This is a genomic window from Chelatococcus sp. KU-N122 (assembly GCF_055391085.1).
On sequence record NZ_AP043981.1, the window covers coordinates 8260425 to 8276123 of the forward strand.

The following is a 15699-nucleotide window of genomic DNA, read 5'->3' on the forward strand; positions in this document are numbered from 1 at the left end:
GTTGCGAGCCGCTATCGGATCCTGCGCCACGCCTCACACCGCCCCGAACAAACGCCGCCACGCGGCAGATCAATAAGAACGTGTACCAATCAAATATGCCCATACCTGACGCCAACAGCGGCGAATGCCCACCGTCAGCGCAGAGCCCGATATGGCCCGTCTACGATGTCAATTCTCGTCCGGCATCCAGAGCTCGAAAGTGCTGGTGGCCACCTGCAGCTGAGTAGCACGGCTCGCTCGCGGGGGGCAACGGCGCGGCACATCCGGTCGATCATGCAATCATATGACTGGTACACGTTCTATATTGCAATGCCGCAAACAATGTGATTGCATGGCCTCCATCCGCTCCTTGTCGCCTCGCGCCCCAACCGCGCGGCCGGCGCGTGACACGAGGGACCCAGGCATGAAACCGAAGCTCGCTCCCAGGTTCTGTTGGACGACGGTTGCGTCGACGATGCTCGCGGCATGCGCCCTGACGGCGCTCGCAAGGCCGGCCGTCGCTGCGGATTGCCCGAAGCGCTACACGATCGGCTTCAGTCATCCGGTGGGCGAATCCGAGTTCGCGGCGGCGCTCCGCAAGAAGGTGGTCAAGTACGCCGGCGAGAACGGCTGTGTGACGGCCCTCATCGACAACACCCAATCGAGCAATCTCGAATCGCAGCGCGCGACCTTGGAAAGCTGGGTGATACGCAAGGTCGATGCCATCGTCGTGCTGGCCGTTGACGCCACCGCCCTCGACGGCCTGCGCAAGCAGGCCCAGGCCCAGGGCACCAAGTGGCTCACCTATGCCGGCGCGACCAAGCACTCCGACGGCTCGGTCGGCTTCGACAACGTCCAAAGCGGCGACCTCGTCGCCAAGGACGCCCTCGCCTGGGTCAAGCAGCGCTATCCCAACGGCGGCGTCACCGCCGCGGTGACGACCTTGACGCCGCTCGTCGGCTTCGCCGGCCGCTGGGACGAGCCGCTGCAACAATTCGCCAAGGCCGATCTCAAGGTCGTCTCCAAGCAGGATTGCGCCGACCAGTCCTGCGGCCTGCAGATCGCCGAGGACGCGCTGCGCCAGCACCCGGACCTGAGGGTGTTCATCGGCATCAACGACGACGCCGCCATCGGCGCGCTACGCGCCTTCACCAACGCCAAGATCCCGCCCGACGCGGTGTACATCGCCGGGCAGGACGGCACGGTCGAGGGACTGCAGGCCGTCAAGAAGGGCGGCGCCTACCGATCGTCCGCCGCCATCCTGCTCGACGACCTGGCCAAATCGATCATCAACAACTCGATCGCCGCGATCACCGGCAAGGGCGAGACCAATTACGAGACGCCGGTCGTGCTGGGCACCCTCAGGGACCCCAAGCAGCTCGACCAGCTCATCGCCCAATACGGGAACTGATCGATGCTCGAGGAGCCGCCCGCCGACGGCCTCGCCATCCGGCGGCTGCGCAAGAGCTACGAGGGCCAGGAGGTGCTCAAGGGCGTCAACCTGCGGCTCGAGCCGGGGCAGGTTCACGCCCTCCTGGGCCCCAACGGCGCCGGCAAGTCGACGCTGCTCGGCTGCCTCAGCGGCGCCGTGACGCCGGACTCGGGCGAGATCGTCATCGGCGGACGCGCCTACCAGAGCTTCACGCCGGCCTCCGCCTTCGTCGCCGGCACCGCCATCATCTACCAGCACTTCCAGCTGATCGGTCAGCTGTCGATCGCCGACAACATGTTCCTGGGCAACGAGGTGCGGCGGCCCTGGGGCACCATCGACTTCCGCAGCCACCGGCTGCGTGCGGCCGAGATGCTGGAATCGCTCGGCGTCGAGCTCGATCCGGATCGCCTGGTCGAGGACCTGAGCGTCGGCGAACAGCAGATCGTCGAGATCGCCCGGGCCATCCTCAAGGAGCCGTCGGTGCTGGTGCTGGACGAGCCGACGGCGGCGCTCAGCGAGAGCGAAGTGACCCTGCTGCTCGACCTGGTGCGGCGGCTCGCCCGCGATCACGGCCTCACCGTCATCTACGTCACGCACCTGCTGCGCGAGGTGCTGGAGGTCGCCGATACCGTCACCATCATCCGCGACGGCAACGTCCTGTGGAGCCGTAACATCGGCGAGCTGAGCCTGAGCGACCTGGTTCACGCCATTTCGCCGGCGACCGGCACGGAGCGGACGAAGCGCGAGCGCACCCTCGGCGACGAGCTTCTCGCCCTCGACGACTTCCGCTCGGCCTGGACCGGCCCGCTGACGCTGAGCGTGCGCAGCGGCGAGATCGTCGGCGTCTTCGGGCTGCTCGGCTCAGGGCGGACCGACCTGCTCGAAGGCATCGCCGGCGTCCGCAGGAGCACGGGGGCCATCAGGCTCAGGCAGCGCCCGATCCGCGTCGACACGCCGGGCCGTGCCCAGAAGAGCGGCATCGCCTTCGTGGCCTCCGACCGCAAGGAACAGTCTCTGTTCAACGAGCTCGCGGCACAGGAGAACCTGCTCGTGCCGCACTATCCGGCGCTGTCCAACCCGCTGCGCTCGAAGCGCCGGGAGGCGGCGATCTTCGAGCGCACGGCCAACCTCATCGGGCTGATCCCACCGGACCCGGACAAGGATGCCGGGACGCTGTCCGGCGGCAACGCGCAGAAGCTGGTGGTCGGCCGCTGGATGACGGGCATCGACGAGACCTGCGTGCTGGTGCTCGACGAGCCGACGCAGGGGGTCGACGTCGGCGCGCGGCAGGACCTCTACGATCTCTTCCGCAGCTACGCCGCCACCGACGGACACGCCGTCATTTTTTCATCGAGCGATCCCGAAGAGATCATCGCCCTGGCCGACCGGGTGCTGGTGCTCGTCGACGGCGCGGTCGCCGACATCGTCGACCCGTCGGTCGGCGAGGAAGCGCTGATCACCCTCGCCCACGGATAGCATCGACACGGCCGCCGACGAGCCACGCGAACAGGATCACGATCATGGACACGATGGCCAAGGGGCTCGACGCCGCCGCACTCCGAAGCCGCGAGCCGATGCCCGCGGGCAGGAAGCTGAAGCGCGCGTCGCTGCTGGCGATCCGGTGGCTGCTGCCGGTCGCCACTGTCGCGCTGATGGCCTTCTTCGCCAGCCGCAGCAGCGTCTTCCTCAGCCCCGCCAACCTGCTGGCGGTGGCGACCCAGAACGCGCCGACCTTCATCGTCTCCGCCGTCTTCGCCATGCTGCTGATGTCCGGCTACGTCGATCTGTCCGTCGGCTCGCTGCTCGCGCTGGTCGGCGTCACCGCCGGTCTCGCCATGAATGCCTGGGGCATGGTGCCGGGCATGCTGATCGGCCTCGGCGTCGGTCTCTCGGTCGGCGCCACGAACGGCATCCTGATCGGGCTGCTCGGCCTGTCGCCCATCGTCGTCACCCTCGGCGGCCTCGCCGCGGCCCGGGGGCTGGCGCAGTTCCTCGGCCAGGGCTCGATCTTCGGCTTCCCCGAGCCGTTCGTGGATTTCGGCTCGGGCTCGACCCTCGGCATCCCCAATCTCGTCATCGTCGCGGCAATCGTCTGCACTGCGTGCATGGTCGCCGTCTCGTGGTTGCCGGTCGGCCGCTGGATCGTCTCCATCGGCGTCAACCCGCGCGCGGCCTTCCTGGTGGGCATCCCCGTCAAGGCGACGGTCGCCGTGCTCTACACGCTGACCGGGCTCGCCGTCGGCATCGCCGGCCTGCTGCAGATCGCACGGCTCAACAGCGCGCCGTCCGGCACCCTGGGGTCGGGCTTCGAGGTCACCATCCTCACCGCGGTGCTGCTGGGCGGCATCCCCTTCACCGGCGGCAAGGGCAGCATCTGGCGCGTGCTGATCGGTGTCTGGCTGATCGGCGTGCTGAGGAACGGGCTGACGCTGCTCAACGTCGGCACCGAGCTCAGCGGCATCATCACCGGCGCCGTGCTCATCCTGGCCGCCGCACTGGAAGCGGTGCGCCTCTACATCCGCAAGGTGAGCTGACGACGTCTGACCATGGACGTCTCCAGGCGCCGGTCCTCACCTCCACTCGTGGTCTCTTGCAGAAGGCTGTCCCGATGCTGATCGGCTATCTGTCCACGCTCGGCTGCCGCGCCGGCGAGCGCGTCGACGTCATGGTCAGCCATGCCGGCCCTACGGCCACCATCGACCTGGTCAGGTTGCTGCACGGCGACACCAATCCGCTCGGTCCCGGCTTCCTCTACGAAGAGATCGCGGCCGTTCAACCGATCGTCGTCGCCACGCGCGAGGTCGATACGCCGATCGGCTCCTATGCGGTCAGCCGCCGTGCGGTCGACCTGACGGGCGAGCTGTCGCTGTCGCTCGCGGTGTGGCCGACGACGCCGGCGGCGGGCCGCCTGCAAACACTCGTCGGCTTGCCGGACGTCGCCGTCGACCTGTCGCTCGACGCTGAGGGACGCCCCGTCGTCCGCCACGCCGGCGTGGCGCTCGCACGGAGCGGCTGCCAGCTGCTGGCGCGCGCCTGGTACCGCATCGACGTCGTCATCGGCGGCGGCGAGGTTTCCCTGGCCGTGACGGAGCTCGACGCGGCAGCGACACGCTCGCGGCTGCGCGACCGGGCGACCGGTCCCGCGCTCGCCCTGCACGCGCCGAGCCACATCCTCCTCGCCGCCACCTCGCTGCGCCAGGACGGCGCCCAATGGTTCGCCGATGGCCTCTACAACGGCAAGATCGCCGCCCCGACCCTGAGCGTGGGCGGCAGGACGGCGCGCTGGATGTTCGAGCAGGACATGGCCGGGCAGACGGCGCTCGATGGCGGCGGCCACGGCTGGCACCTCGATCTGGTCAACGCGCCGACACGGGCCATGACCGGCCCGACCTGGACCGGCCGCGTCCATTGCTGGGAGCAGGCGCCGTCCCAGTACGACGCCATCCATTTCCACGACGACGACCTCGCCGACGCCTGCTGGCCGGTCTCCGCGACGCTCACCATTCCCGAGAGCCTGCCGAGCGGCGTCTACGCGGTGCGGCTCCGCGCCGAGGGGGCCGAGCCCGACCACATCCCCCTCGCCGTCCGGCCGGCGATCACGGCCCAGCCCGCCAGGATCGCCCTGGTGCTGAGCACCTTCACCTACCTGGCCTACGCCAACGAGCACCTCACCGAGGGCGACTTCGAGCAGGCGAGCGAGATCGAGGTGAAGACCGGCGTCTGGGAAGCACTGGCGGCGGCGCACCAGGAGTGGGGCAAGAGCGTTTACGACCTGCACGGCGACGGCTCCGGCGTCGCCTACGCCACGGCCCTGCGCCCCATCCCCAACCTGCGTCCGAGCTACAACTTCTGGGGTTTTGGGGCGCCGCGCCGCTTCTCCTGCGACCTCTACATCGTCCATTTCCTGCACCGGCTGGGCATCCCGTTCGACGTCCTGACCGAGCACGACCTCCACCTCGAAGCCGAGACGATCCTGGCGCCGTATCAGACCGTCATCGCCGGCTCGCATCCCGAATACACCAGCGGCGCCATGCTCGACGCCTTCGAGGCGCACGTGGAGCGCGGCGGCGGCCTGCTCTATCTCGGCGGCGACGGCTTCTATTGGGTGACGACGCTGCTGCGCGACCTGGCGCACGTCATCGAGGTGCGCAAGTCAGAAGGGCTGAGGCACTGGGATGCGGAGCCCGGCGAGCGCTACCATGCCAGCACCGGCGAGCTCGGCGGCCTGTGGCGCTCGCGCGGCCGCAGCGCCCACAAGCTGTTCGGCGTGGGCATGGCGGCCAACGGCTGGGACCGCAAGGCGCCGGGCTACCGGCGCACGCCGGAATCGTACCGCGCCGATATCGCCTGGGTGTTCGACGGCATCGGCGAGGAGGTCGTTGGCGACTTCGGCCTCATCATGAACGGCACCAGCGGCGACGAGATCGACCGCATCGATCATCGCTACGGCACGCCGCGCGAGACCGTGGTGCTCGCCTCCTCCGAGCCGCACAGTGAATGGTACGTGCCGGTGCCGGAGGACGTGACCACCGTGTCGAACCAATTGAACGGCGTCCACAACCGCAACGTCCGCTCCGACATGGTGCTGATCGAGCGGGAGGGCGGCGGGGCCGTCTTCTCCGTCGGCTCGATCATCTTCGCCGGTGCGTTGCCGGTGAACGGCGGCGACAACAACGTCGCCCGCCTGCTGGCCAACGTGGTCCGCAATTTCACGGGCAGGAGCAAGCGCACGCAACAAGGCGAATGAGCGCGGCTGCGGGGCCCGCTCGCTTCTCGCGCACCGCTCCGGCTGCGGCGGCGACGCCGGGCGACAACGGCCGCCCGGCGCGCGCCCTCATGCCGGTGATCGGGCCGCTCAGTCGCTGATCGGCTTGTCGCCGAGCTTCCAGTCCTTGCCGTCGTAGGTGGCGAGGTAGAGCGTCTTCAGCGGCGCGTAGTCGCTCGGCGTGGTGCTGTAGGTGAGGCCGTCGAGCAGGGCCGGCGCCGTGACGCTCTTCAGGTTGGTCGCCTGCTTCAGCACGTTCTCGCGGGTCAGCTCGTCGCCGCACGCCTCCAGGATCTTGCCCATCAGCACGCCCTGGGAATAACCGGCGAAGGCGAGGTCGTTGGTGGGGTCGACGTTCGGCAGGTACTTGGCGCGAAAGGCTTCGTAGGCCTTCATCTCCGGATCGTCCGCCCACTGCGGGTTGCCCACGTTCTTGCGGTACTTGACCGTGGTCAGGCCGATGGCCTTGTCGGCCCCCGCTGCGGTGATCAGCTCCGACGCCGTCGAGCCGCTCATGATGAGATGCAGCGGCTTCCAGCCGATCTCGGCCACCTTGCGGATCGACTGCGACGTCGCCTTGCCGGTGCTGATGTTGTAGAAGACGTTGGCGCCGGAATTGGCCAGCGCGATGATCTGGCTGTCGACGGTCGGGTCGGCCAGCTCGTAGCTCTGCTCGGCCACGATCATCTTCCCGGCCTTGTCGCCGAGCGCCTCCTTCAAGGCCTTGACGTACTCCTTACCCAGCTCGTCGTGCTGGGCCAGGATGCCGATCTTGGCGTCCGGCACCGAGGCCAGGATGTGCTTGCCGAGGATGTGGGCCTCGGTGGTGTACATGGGCAGGCCCGGCGTGGTCCACGGGAACTTCTCCGGGTCGTTCCAGCGGCCGGCGCCGGTGTTCAGCAGCAGCTGCGGCACTTTCTTGGCGTTGAGATACTTCTGCACCGCCGACTGGGTCGCCGTGCCGAGCGAGCTGAACAGGGCCAGCACCTCGTCCTGCTCCACCAGTCGCCGCGTCGCCTCCACCGTCTTGGGCGGGCTGTAGGCGTCGTCCATGGACAGCAGCGTCACCTTGCGCCCATTGATGCCGCCCTTCTCGTTGAGCATCTCGAAATAGGCGACCTGCGCCCGGCCGAGGACGCCATAGGGCGAGCCCGGTCCGCTGTGCGGCACGGTCTGGCCCAGCTTGATCTCCGTGTCGGACGCGCCCGGATCGTATTTCTTCTGCGCCAGCGCCGGTGCGGCGCACGCCGCGGCGAGCAGACCTGACAGCACGAATCGAGCGACGAACGGGTACACGTTCCACCTCCTGGCTTTTTTGAAATACGTTTTCGCAATACCACACGCGCCGCGAAACGCCACCCACGACCTTCCGGCACGCCATCCCGGACCCGGCAGCCGCACAGCCACTGAGTCGCAGGCACGCGCGGACGGCTTCTAACCGCCGCTGGCGACGCTATGGTGGCGACGCGGCCGCTCATGGTCGCAGCCGACAACGAACAGCACCGGGCTGCCCCCGGCCGGCCCGAGCGGTCGATGCGGGGCAGCAGCTTCGGTTGGGAGGTAACGCATGAAGTCCGTCCTGACGGCGGTTCTCGCTCTGTCCATCACCGTGCCGGGCGCCGCCATCGCCGCCGAGAAGAAGTACGACCAGGGGGCGTCCGACACCGAGATTCGGATCGGCCAGACCGTGCCGTACAGCGGCCCCGCCTCCTACGGCGGCGTGATCGGCCGGGTGCAGACCGCCTACTTCGAGCAGCTCAACGCGAACGGCGGCATCAATGGGCGCAAGGTCAACCTGATCTCGCTCGACGACGGCTACAGCCCGCCCAAGACGGTGGAGGCGACGCGCCGGCTGGTCGAGAACGAGGGCGTGCTCGCCACGTACTATTCGATGGGCACGGGGCCGCAGTCGGCGGTGCAGAAGTACCTCAACGGCAAGAAGGTGCCGCAGCTCATGGTCGCCACCGGCTCGGCGAAGTGGGACGACCCGGGGAAATTCCCCTGGTCCACCTCGGCGCTGGCGCTCTACTCCACCGAGGCCAAGCTCTTCGCCAAATGGGTGTTGCAGAACAGGCCCAACGCCAAGATCGCCATTCTCTACCAGAACGACGACCTCGGCCGTGACTACGTCAAGGACTTCAAGGCGGGCCTCGGCGACAAGGCGGCGACGCTGGTCGTGTCGGAATCGACCTACGACATCACCGACCCCACGATCGACAGCCAGATGGTGAAGCTTTCGGCCTCCGGCGCCGACCTGTTCTTCAACGTCACCGTCGGCAAGTTCGTCTCCCAGTCGATCCGCAAGGCCGCCGAGCTGGGCTGGAAGCCCTTGCAATACCTCGTCGGCTCCTCGGCCAGCAACATGCTGATCAACGCCGGCGGCCCCGAGAACGCCAAGGGCCTGCGCTCGCTGATCTACGCCAAGCAGCCCGATGCCGCCGAGTGGGCCAACGACCCGGGAATCAAGGCCTACCAGGAGTTCCGCGCCAAATACACGCCGACGATCGATCCCGCCGACGGCGTCGGCCTGCTCGCCTATTCCGGCGCCACGGTGCTGGCGGAGCTGCTCAAGCGCTGCGGCGACGACCTCACCCACGAGAACCTGCTGAAGCAGGCCACCAATCTCAAGGACTTCAGCGCCATCCACCTGCTGCCGGGCATCAGCTACAACATGTCGCCCACCGACTACGAGCCGATCCGCTCGCTCTACCTCGGCGAGTACGACGGCAAGGAGTTCAAGCGGCCGGAGGCACTGCTCAGCCGCTGACGCCGGACCGTCGAAGGCGTCACCTCTGAACTGCGGATGGCCGGGGCTCGCCCCGGCCATTTGCTTTGGCGGCACCCCATTGCCGGGGCGATCGTTCGGCCGCCGGCGCGTTGACTCACCTGCCGCCCCCATATATTTTACTGACCGTTAAGTACAAAAATAACCGGAGGGCCGCGCCTCGTTCGCGCGGTCGGCCAGAGCAAGCCGGCCCCGCGAGCGCGGAGGAGCCGGCGACGGGCCTCACGAGGCCCCATCGGGAGGACACCATGAGGCTTCGCGTTGGAGCCGCCGTTGTCATGGCGGCGGCATGCGCATCCGTCGGCGCGTTCGCGGCGGAGAAGAAATACAGCACCGGTGCATCGGACACGGAGGTCCGTATCGGCCACACGACGGCCTATAGCGGCCCCGTATCGGCCTTCGGCGCCGCGGGCCGCACGCTGGTCGCCTATTTCAACATGGTCAACGCCGCCGGCGGCATCAACGGCCGCAAGATCAAGATCATCTCGCTCGACGATGCCTACAGCCCGCCCAAGGCCGTGGAGCAGACGCGCAAGCTCGTCGAACAGGACGAGGTGCTGGCGATCTACGGCGTGTCGGGCTCGCCGACCAATGCCGCCACGCAAAAGTACCTGAACGGCAAGGGCGTGCCGCAGATGCTGATCGCCACCGGCGCGGCGAAGTTCAACAACCCCAAGGCGTTCCCCTGGACGATGCCGTTCTGGCCGACCTATGCCGTCGAGCAGAAGACCTACGTCGACTACATCCGCAAGGCGAAGCCCGGCGCCAAGATTGCGGTGCTCTATGCCAATGACGACTACGGCAAGGATCACCTCGCCGGCGTCGTGGCCGCGCTGGCGGGCGCCACAGACGTGACGCTGGTCGCCCAGGCCGGCTACGAGAGCTCCGACGCCACCATCGACAGCCAGATCCTGGCGCTCAAGTCCTCCGGAGCCGACGTCTTCATCAGCGCGACGACGCCGAAGTTCGCGGCCCAGGCGATCCGCAAGATCAGGGAGCTCGGCTGGAACCCGCTCCAGTTCGTCGCCAACGCCTCGAGCTCGGTCAGCGCGGTGTTGGAGCCCGCCGGCCTCGACAACTCCATCGGCGTCGTCACCGGCGCCTTTCTGAAGCTCCCGAGCGATCCGCGCTGGTCCAACGACAAGGAGGTGCAAGACTACATTGCCTTCATGAAGACCTGGAACCCGCAGGACAATCCCTTCGACTTCTACGCCACCGTCGCCTACACCAACGCCGCCATGCTCCACCACGTGCTGAAGACGGCGGGCGACGATCTCACCCGCGAAAACCTCATGCGCGTGGTCGGCAACATCGACGGCGTGCACGTGCCGCTGCACCTGTCGAACATCGTGCTCAAGACCACGCCGGACGACTTCAGCGCCTTCAAGACGCTGCAGCTCCAGCGCTTCGACGGCAAGCATTGGGTGGACATCGACTGACGGACGCGGGCGCCCGTGGACGGCCCCCGCCGTCCACGGTCCTGTGAAGCGGCCGTCCGCGGCCCGCCCCACGAGCGCCCCGAAAAAACCGGCGGTTCAGGCTGAAACGGCGCGGCACCGATCGAGTGAGGAGATGCCCATGAAAGCGCTGTTCGCCGCCGCCCTTGCCAGTGTATCGACGCTTGCGTTCATCCCGGCGGCCCTCGCCGCCGATCTGCCGCTGACCACCGCGATCGACAACGTCACCGTGTTCCCGGACGGGGCGCTGGTGACGCGCTCGGGGGAGATCGCCATTCCCGCCGGGTCGCATCAGCTCACCGTCGCCGGGCTGCCGCCGGACCTGGACCCGGCCTCGATCCGCGTCGAGGGCAACGCCGACCGGGCGATCGTCATCGGCTCGGCCGAGATCAGGACCATCCCGGCCGCCCTTGTCCCGGACACCGACGCGCAGCGGCAATTGCGCGACCTGCGTGCCGAGCTTGCCGGCCTCAGCGGCCGGATCGATGCCGCCGAGATGCAGCGGCGGGCGATCGAGCGCTTCGCCACCGCCACGCCGGAGGCCTCGGCCAAGGAGGGCAAGCCGATCGACATCGCCCAGTGGCGAGCGGCGTGGACGGCCATCGGCGAGGGCGCGGCGGACATCAACGCCCAGCTCGTCGCGCTCCGCGCCCGCGCCGCCGAGATCGACCGGGAGATCAAGTCGATCGAGGCGACGCTCGACCGCTCCCGGCCCGGCCTCGCCCCGCGCCGCGGCGTCACCGTCGCGATCGACGCCGAAGCCGACGCCAAGGCCAGGCTGAAGATCGTCTATCGTGTGCGCAACGCGCGCTGGTCGCCGCTTTACGACGCGCGCCTCAGCACGGGCGCCGACGGCGCCAAGCCGAAGATCGACTTCGTGCGGCGTGCCAGCATCACGCAGACCTCTGGCGAGGACTGGACCGATGCGTCCGTCGTGCTGTCGACGACACGCGTCGCCGGCGGCGTGGCAGCGCCCGATCTCGGCACGCTGGTCGCCACCATCTACGAGCCGCCCGTGATGCTCCGCCGCTCCAGCCGCGACGCCGCAGCCCCGCTGCCGGCACCGCCGGCGGCGGCCCGTCCGCAACTGGCGGACCAGACGGCCCCCAAGGAGGCGGAGCGCCCGGCCGAGGAGCAGGAGGCGACGGCCGCGGCAGCCAGCTTCTCGGCGGAGTATCGCATCCCCGGCCGCATCTCGGTCGGCAAGGACGGCGCGCCGAAGACCGTGCGCCTGGCCTCCCGCGAGATCGAGCCGGAGCTGCAGGTGAAGGCGTCGCCCGCCATCGACACCACCGCCTACCTGACGGCGCGCTTCGCCAACGCCGACGAGGCGGCGCTGCTGCCCGGCGAGGTGCTGCTGTACCGCGACGGCGCCTTCGTCGGCAAGACCCGCATCGGATTGACCGCGGCCGGCGATCAGCTCGACCTGGGGTTCGGCGCCGACGACCGCGTCAAGATCGAGCGGGCGCCGGTGCGCCGGCGCGAGAACGACCCGAGCTGGTTCACGGCATCGAAGTACCAGCTCAGCGACGTCAGGACCGTGGTCACCAACCTGCACCCGCAGCCGATGCGCGTCACCATCGTCGACCGGGTGCCGGTGTCGGAGAACACGGCGATCGTCGTCGAGCAATTGCGCGAGACGACGGCGCCGACCGAAAAGCAGGTCGGCGATAAGCGCGGCGTCATGGCGTGGTCCTGGGAGATGCGACCGAACGAGAAGAAGGAGGTCCGCGTCGCCTACCGCATGAAGTGGCCGGCCGACCGCGACATCCGCCTCACCATGCAGGACGGCCTGTGACTGCCACGCCATGGGCAGCGGCGCGCAGGCCAGCTAAAGCGGACGTCGTATCCGCCGACAACCCGGGCCGGCCGGCGCCGGTCAGATCACGCGTAGGGAGCAGATGATGTCGATGATTTTGACGGAGCGGCGGGGGCCGGTCCTGGTTTTGACGCTCAACAATCCGGAGCGGTACAATGCGCTCGGCGGCACCATCATCGCCGACCTCGGCGAAGCGATCGATGCTGCTGCCGCGGACGCCGCCGTGCGCGCCATCCTCCTGACCGGCGCCGGCAAGGGCTTCTGCGCCGGGGCCCAGTTCGGCGGCGACACCTTCGCCAGCGGCGGCAGCATCGGCGATAAGATGCGGGAGTCGATCAATCCGCTCGTCGAGAAGATGCGCGCCTGCCCCAAGCCGATCGTGGTCGCCATGAACGGCGCCGCGGCCGGCGCCGGCGTCGGCATCGCGCTCGCGGGCGACATCGTCATCGCCGCCCGCTCGGCGCGCTTCATCCTGAGCTTCGTGCGCCTCGGCGCCGCCCTCGACGCCGGCACCTCGCTGCTGCTGCAACGCGCCATCGGCGCCCCGCGCGCCCGTGCGCTGGCGCTGTTCGGCGAGCCGCTCGACGCGGAGAAAGCCGCGGACTGGGGCCTCATCTGGAAGTGCGTCGACGACGCGGCGCTGCTCGACGAGGCCCTCGCCGCCGCCCAGCGTCTCGCCGACGGCCCGCCCGTCAGCCTCGGCCTGATCAAAGGCCAGCTCGAGTCCGCCTGGAGCGCCGACCTGGCGGCGGCGCTGGACGGCGAGGCCAGCGCCCAGACGCGCGCCTTCGTCACCGAGGACCTGCGCGAGGGAGCCGCCGCCTTCATGGAGAAGCGGGCGCCGCGCTTCGCCGGCCGGTAGTCGCCCACCTCAGCTTATCTGCTGGGAACACTGCACCGCGGTTTGAGCCTTTGAGCGGATGGACGGCCGGGTCAAGCCCGGCCATCCATCCCGAAGGGCGTGCCCGGCGCACAGCGGTCAGGGCCTCCGCGGAGATCGGCACGGCCTGTGGCGGCGCTATTCTTCCGGTGATCACCCGGGATAGCCACCGCGTGAGCTGCGCCAAGGTGCTTGCGACGCCTCCGGCATGATGTACGCGCACCACCAACGATTCTCGCGTTAGCGACCAAGAAGCAGAACTCGCCAAGCAATATTCTATGCTTGCCATTGCATTGCGTCGAGGCAATGCAATCCGATCTCTCATGTAAAAACAACCATTCTGATCACAGAAAGACAGAGATGGCTGAAACAATCTCCGCCGGACCCGCAGAATCGCTCGACTACGCCAAGACGGCGGTTCCTCGAGCGAGCCGCATGCCCGCCTTCAGCCTGACGATGGCCTGGTGGAGCTGCTGTAGCGCGATGTTCTTCATCGTCATATCGGCGACGCTGGCGTCCGCTTATGGAACGAAGAACGCGATCGTCGGCATCATACTGTCGGTGATATCCTATTCTGCAATCAACGCCGTCATCGCGCGCTACGCGATCCGCACCGGCCTTTCCGTGGCACTGTTCTCACGGATTCTGTTCGGTACGACGGGCTCGGCGTTGGCGACCCTCATCTTCGCTGCGACCGCAATCTACTACGCCGTGTTCGAAGGCTCGGTGATCGCCATCGCCGCCACGTTTCTAGCCCCGAGCCTCAGCTACAAGATCGCCGCTCTGATCGTTGTGCTGTACTCGGTTCCGCTGGTCTTCGGCAGCGTGCAGAACTGGCTCGATAAGTTCAATGGCGTGCTCTTGCCTTTCTATATCGTCGGCCTGCTGATCGTCGTGGCGCTCGCAGCTGCCACGCATGGCTACAGCAACGCGTGGCTGTCGGCCGGCCCGCCCTCTGGTGCGCCGGCGGGCGGTTGGTGGAACGTCTACGTGGCCTATATGGGTGCGTGGATTTTGATGATGTTCTGCTTCGACTACGCCAGGTTTGGGAAAGTCGAGGACGAAAGCTATCATGCGCTGGTCAACTTCGGGCTGCCGTTCTACGTCGTTGCCTTCCTGGTCAGCGGCCTGGCCGGCATCTTCCTCGTCAACACGATCCCCCTCGAAGGGGCGTTGAGCGAGGTGTCCGCCGTCAAGGCCATCATCGTCATGATGGGCGGCCTCGGCCTCCTGTTCGTGTGGATCACGCAAACCCGCATCAACACTGCGAACTACTATCTGGCGGCGGTCAACCTCGAATCGCTCTCTCATCTGCTGTTCGGCCTGGAGCTGCCGAAATTCGTGTGGGCGACCGTGGTGGGGGTCGTCGTCTACGTGCTGATGCTGGCGGACGTCTTCCATTATCTTCTGACAGCGCTCGCTTACCAGGGGATATTCGTCGTCGCCTGGGTGGGGATCGCGATGGCCTACATGCTCTCGGATGCGCCGTCGCAGAGCGGCGCTGCCGACGCCGATGACCAGTTTCCTGCCTTCAATTGGACTGGACTGGGGGTCTGGTTCGGCGCGGTGATCGTCGGGGTCGTGCTGCAGAATATTGCCGCCACAGCGAGCTTCTCCGGGCCCGCGTCGGCCGTGATCAGCTTCACGCTGTACGCGGCCCTGATACGTCGAACGGCACCTGCAACGGTTTGACCGAAGCGCTTCGCGATTGGGTGAAATCACCCAATCGCGGAGTTCCCGCGTCCATGCGCCCGATCATTCTCCCACGGTCAGGCCCTCGAGCGCGTGGATGGCCGCGGATGATCCTATGACATCTGCATATTTCTGGCTCATCTCGAACAGGCTGTTGTGGTGCCCGCTGTCGCTTCGATCGCCCGAACAGTCGCCGACCACGAAACACTTGTAGTTCCAGCTCATGCCGTCCACGACGCTTGCCCGGACGCAGCCGCTGGTCGTGCAGCCGGCAATCAGCAGGCTCTCCACGCGGTGGCCTATAAGCCAGGGCATGATCGACGTTCCAAAGAAGATCGATGCCGCCTGCTTGTCGACGACGAGCTCTCCTGGCCGGGGAGCGAGGTCGGAGACCACCTCGATCTGGTGCGCCCCCTCGATTAGGCCCCGAAGGGCCGGTATTTTCCGCTGAAAGGCGGTCGGCGGGGCGCCGGACGGATAGACGATGCGGGAAAAGGCCACGGGAATTCGCGCCCGCCGCGCGGCTGCGAGCAGTGGCGCCGTGTTCGCGAGCGCCTGAGCTATGTTGCCGCCGCCGAAGACGGCCGGATCGGCGAAGCCGTTCACGAAGTCGATGATCAGGAGCGCAGGCCTGCTGATCTCTCCGAGGCCGCCGCCAAAGCCCTGGCGCTCGTAGACGTCGCGATCGGTCGAAGAACGGATGTCGGCCACTGCTCCTCCTTCCAACGCGGAGACGTTGGCGTGCACATGCAGCCCCGCTGGATATGAGCGGACGCTCCGATCCGATGGGGTCCGATGCTCCAGAGCCACACCGTTGCTGCCCGCCGAGCCTAGAGCGCATCTCGGTGGGGCTTCTTGTCGAATTCGGCGCAAAACGTTGCCGATTGGCG

11 protein-coding genes are annotated in these 15699 nt (G+C 67.7%); 9 read left to right on the forward strand and 2 right to left on the reverse strand.

The window, feature by feature from the left end:
* The first annotated feature begins 403 nt into the window (after positions 1–403).
* The 4 genes from ACZ5PO_RS37240 to ACZ5PO_RS37255 all read left to right on the forward strand — a co-directional run bounded on the left by ACZ5PO_RS37240 (position 404) and on the right by ACZ5PO_RS37255 (position 6158).
* Positions 404–1390 (forward strand): sugar ABC transporter substrate-binding protein, encoded by a 987-nt coding sequence (locus ACZ5PO_RS37240; RefSeq protein ID WP_464188019.1) that lies wholly within the window; start codon positions 404–406, stop codon positions 1388–1390.
* Positions 1391–1393: 3 nt separating this feature from the next.
* Complete coding sequence (locus ACZ5PO_RS37245; RefSeq protein WP_464188022.1) at positions 1394–2887, forward strand: sugar ABC transporter ATP-binding protein; 1494 nt, start codon at positions 1394–1396, stop codon at positions 2885–2887.
* A 44-nt stretch (positions 2888–2931) separates the two neighbouring features.
* Positions 2932–3945: an ABC transporter permease gene (locus ACZ5PO_RS37250; RefSeq protein ID WP_464188024.1), complete on the forward strand. Its 1014-nt coding sequence runs from the start codon at positions 2932–2934 to the stop codon at positions 3943–3945.
* Positions 3946–4019: 74 nt separating this feature from the next.
* Complete coding sequence (locus ACZ5PO_RS37255; protein WP_464188026.1) at positions 4020–6158, forward strand: N,N-dimethylformamidase beta subunit family domain-containing protein; 2139 nt, start codon at positions 4020–4022, stop codon at positions 6156–6158.
* A gap of 108 nt (positions 6159–6266) precedes the next feature.
* Here the strand turns inward: ACZ5PO_RS37255 and ACZ5PO_RS37260 are convergent, their stop codons facing one another.
* Positions 6267–7472, reverse strand: a complete 1206-nt coding sequence (locus ACZ5PO_RS37260; RefSeq protein ID WP_464188028.1) for an ABC transporter substrate-binding protein — start codon at positions 7470–7472, stop codon at positions 6267–6269.
* 271 nt (positions 7473–7743) lie between these two features.
* Between ACZ5PO_RS37260 and ACZ5PO_RS37265 the strand changes: the two genes are divergently transcribed.
* The 5 genes from ACZ5PO_RS37265 (at position 7744) to ACZ5PO_RS37285 (ending at position 14809) form a co-directional block, all read left to right on the forward strand.
* Positions 7744–8943 (forward strand): ABC transporter substrate-binding protein, encoded by a 1200-nt coding sequence (locus ACZ5PO_RS37265; protein ID WP_464188030.1) that lies wholly within the window; start codon positions 7744–7746, stop codon positions 8941–8943.
* A gap of 266 nt (positions 8944–9209) precedes the next feature.
* The gene (locus ACZ5PO_RS37270; protein ID WP_464188032.1) at positions 9210–10400 is read left to right on the forward strand and encodes an ABC transporter substrate-binding protein; all 1191 of its coding nucleotides are present in this window, start codon (positions 9210–9212) and stop codon (positions 10398–10400) included.
* Between the two features lie 139 nt (positions 10401–10539).
* A complete protein-coding gene (locus ACZ5PO_RS37275; protein ID WP_464188035.1) occupies positions 10540–12216 on the forward strand; it encodes a mucoidy inhibitor MuiA family protein in 1677 nt (558 codons plus the stop codon).
* A 106-nt stretch (positions 12217–12322) separates the two neighbouring features.
* Positions 12323–13099: an enoyl-CoA hydratase-related protein gene (locus ACZ5PO_RS37280; protein ID WP_464188037.1), complete on the forward strand. Its 777-nt coding sequence runs from the start codon at positions 12323–12325 to the stop codon at positions 13097–13099.
* Between the two features lie 378 nt (positions 13100–13477).
* Positions 13478–14809 (forward strand): purine-cytosine permease family protein, encoded by a 1332-nt coding sequence (locus ACZ5PO_RS37285; protein WP_464188039.1) that lies wholly within the window; start codon positions 13478–13480, stop codon positions 14807–14809.
* 63 nt (positions 14810–14872) lie between these two features.
* Here ACZ5PO_RS37285 and ACZ5PO_RS37290 read toward each other — a convergent pair whose 3' ends face one another.
* Complete coding sequence (locus ACZ5PO_RS37290) at positions 14873–15520, reverse strand: isochorismatase family protein (RefSeq protein WP_464188042.1); 648 nt, start codon at positions 15518–15520, stop codon at positions 14873–14875.
* Positions 15521–15699 lie beyond the last annotated feature (179 nt).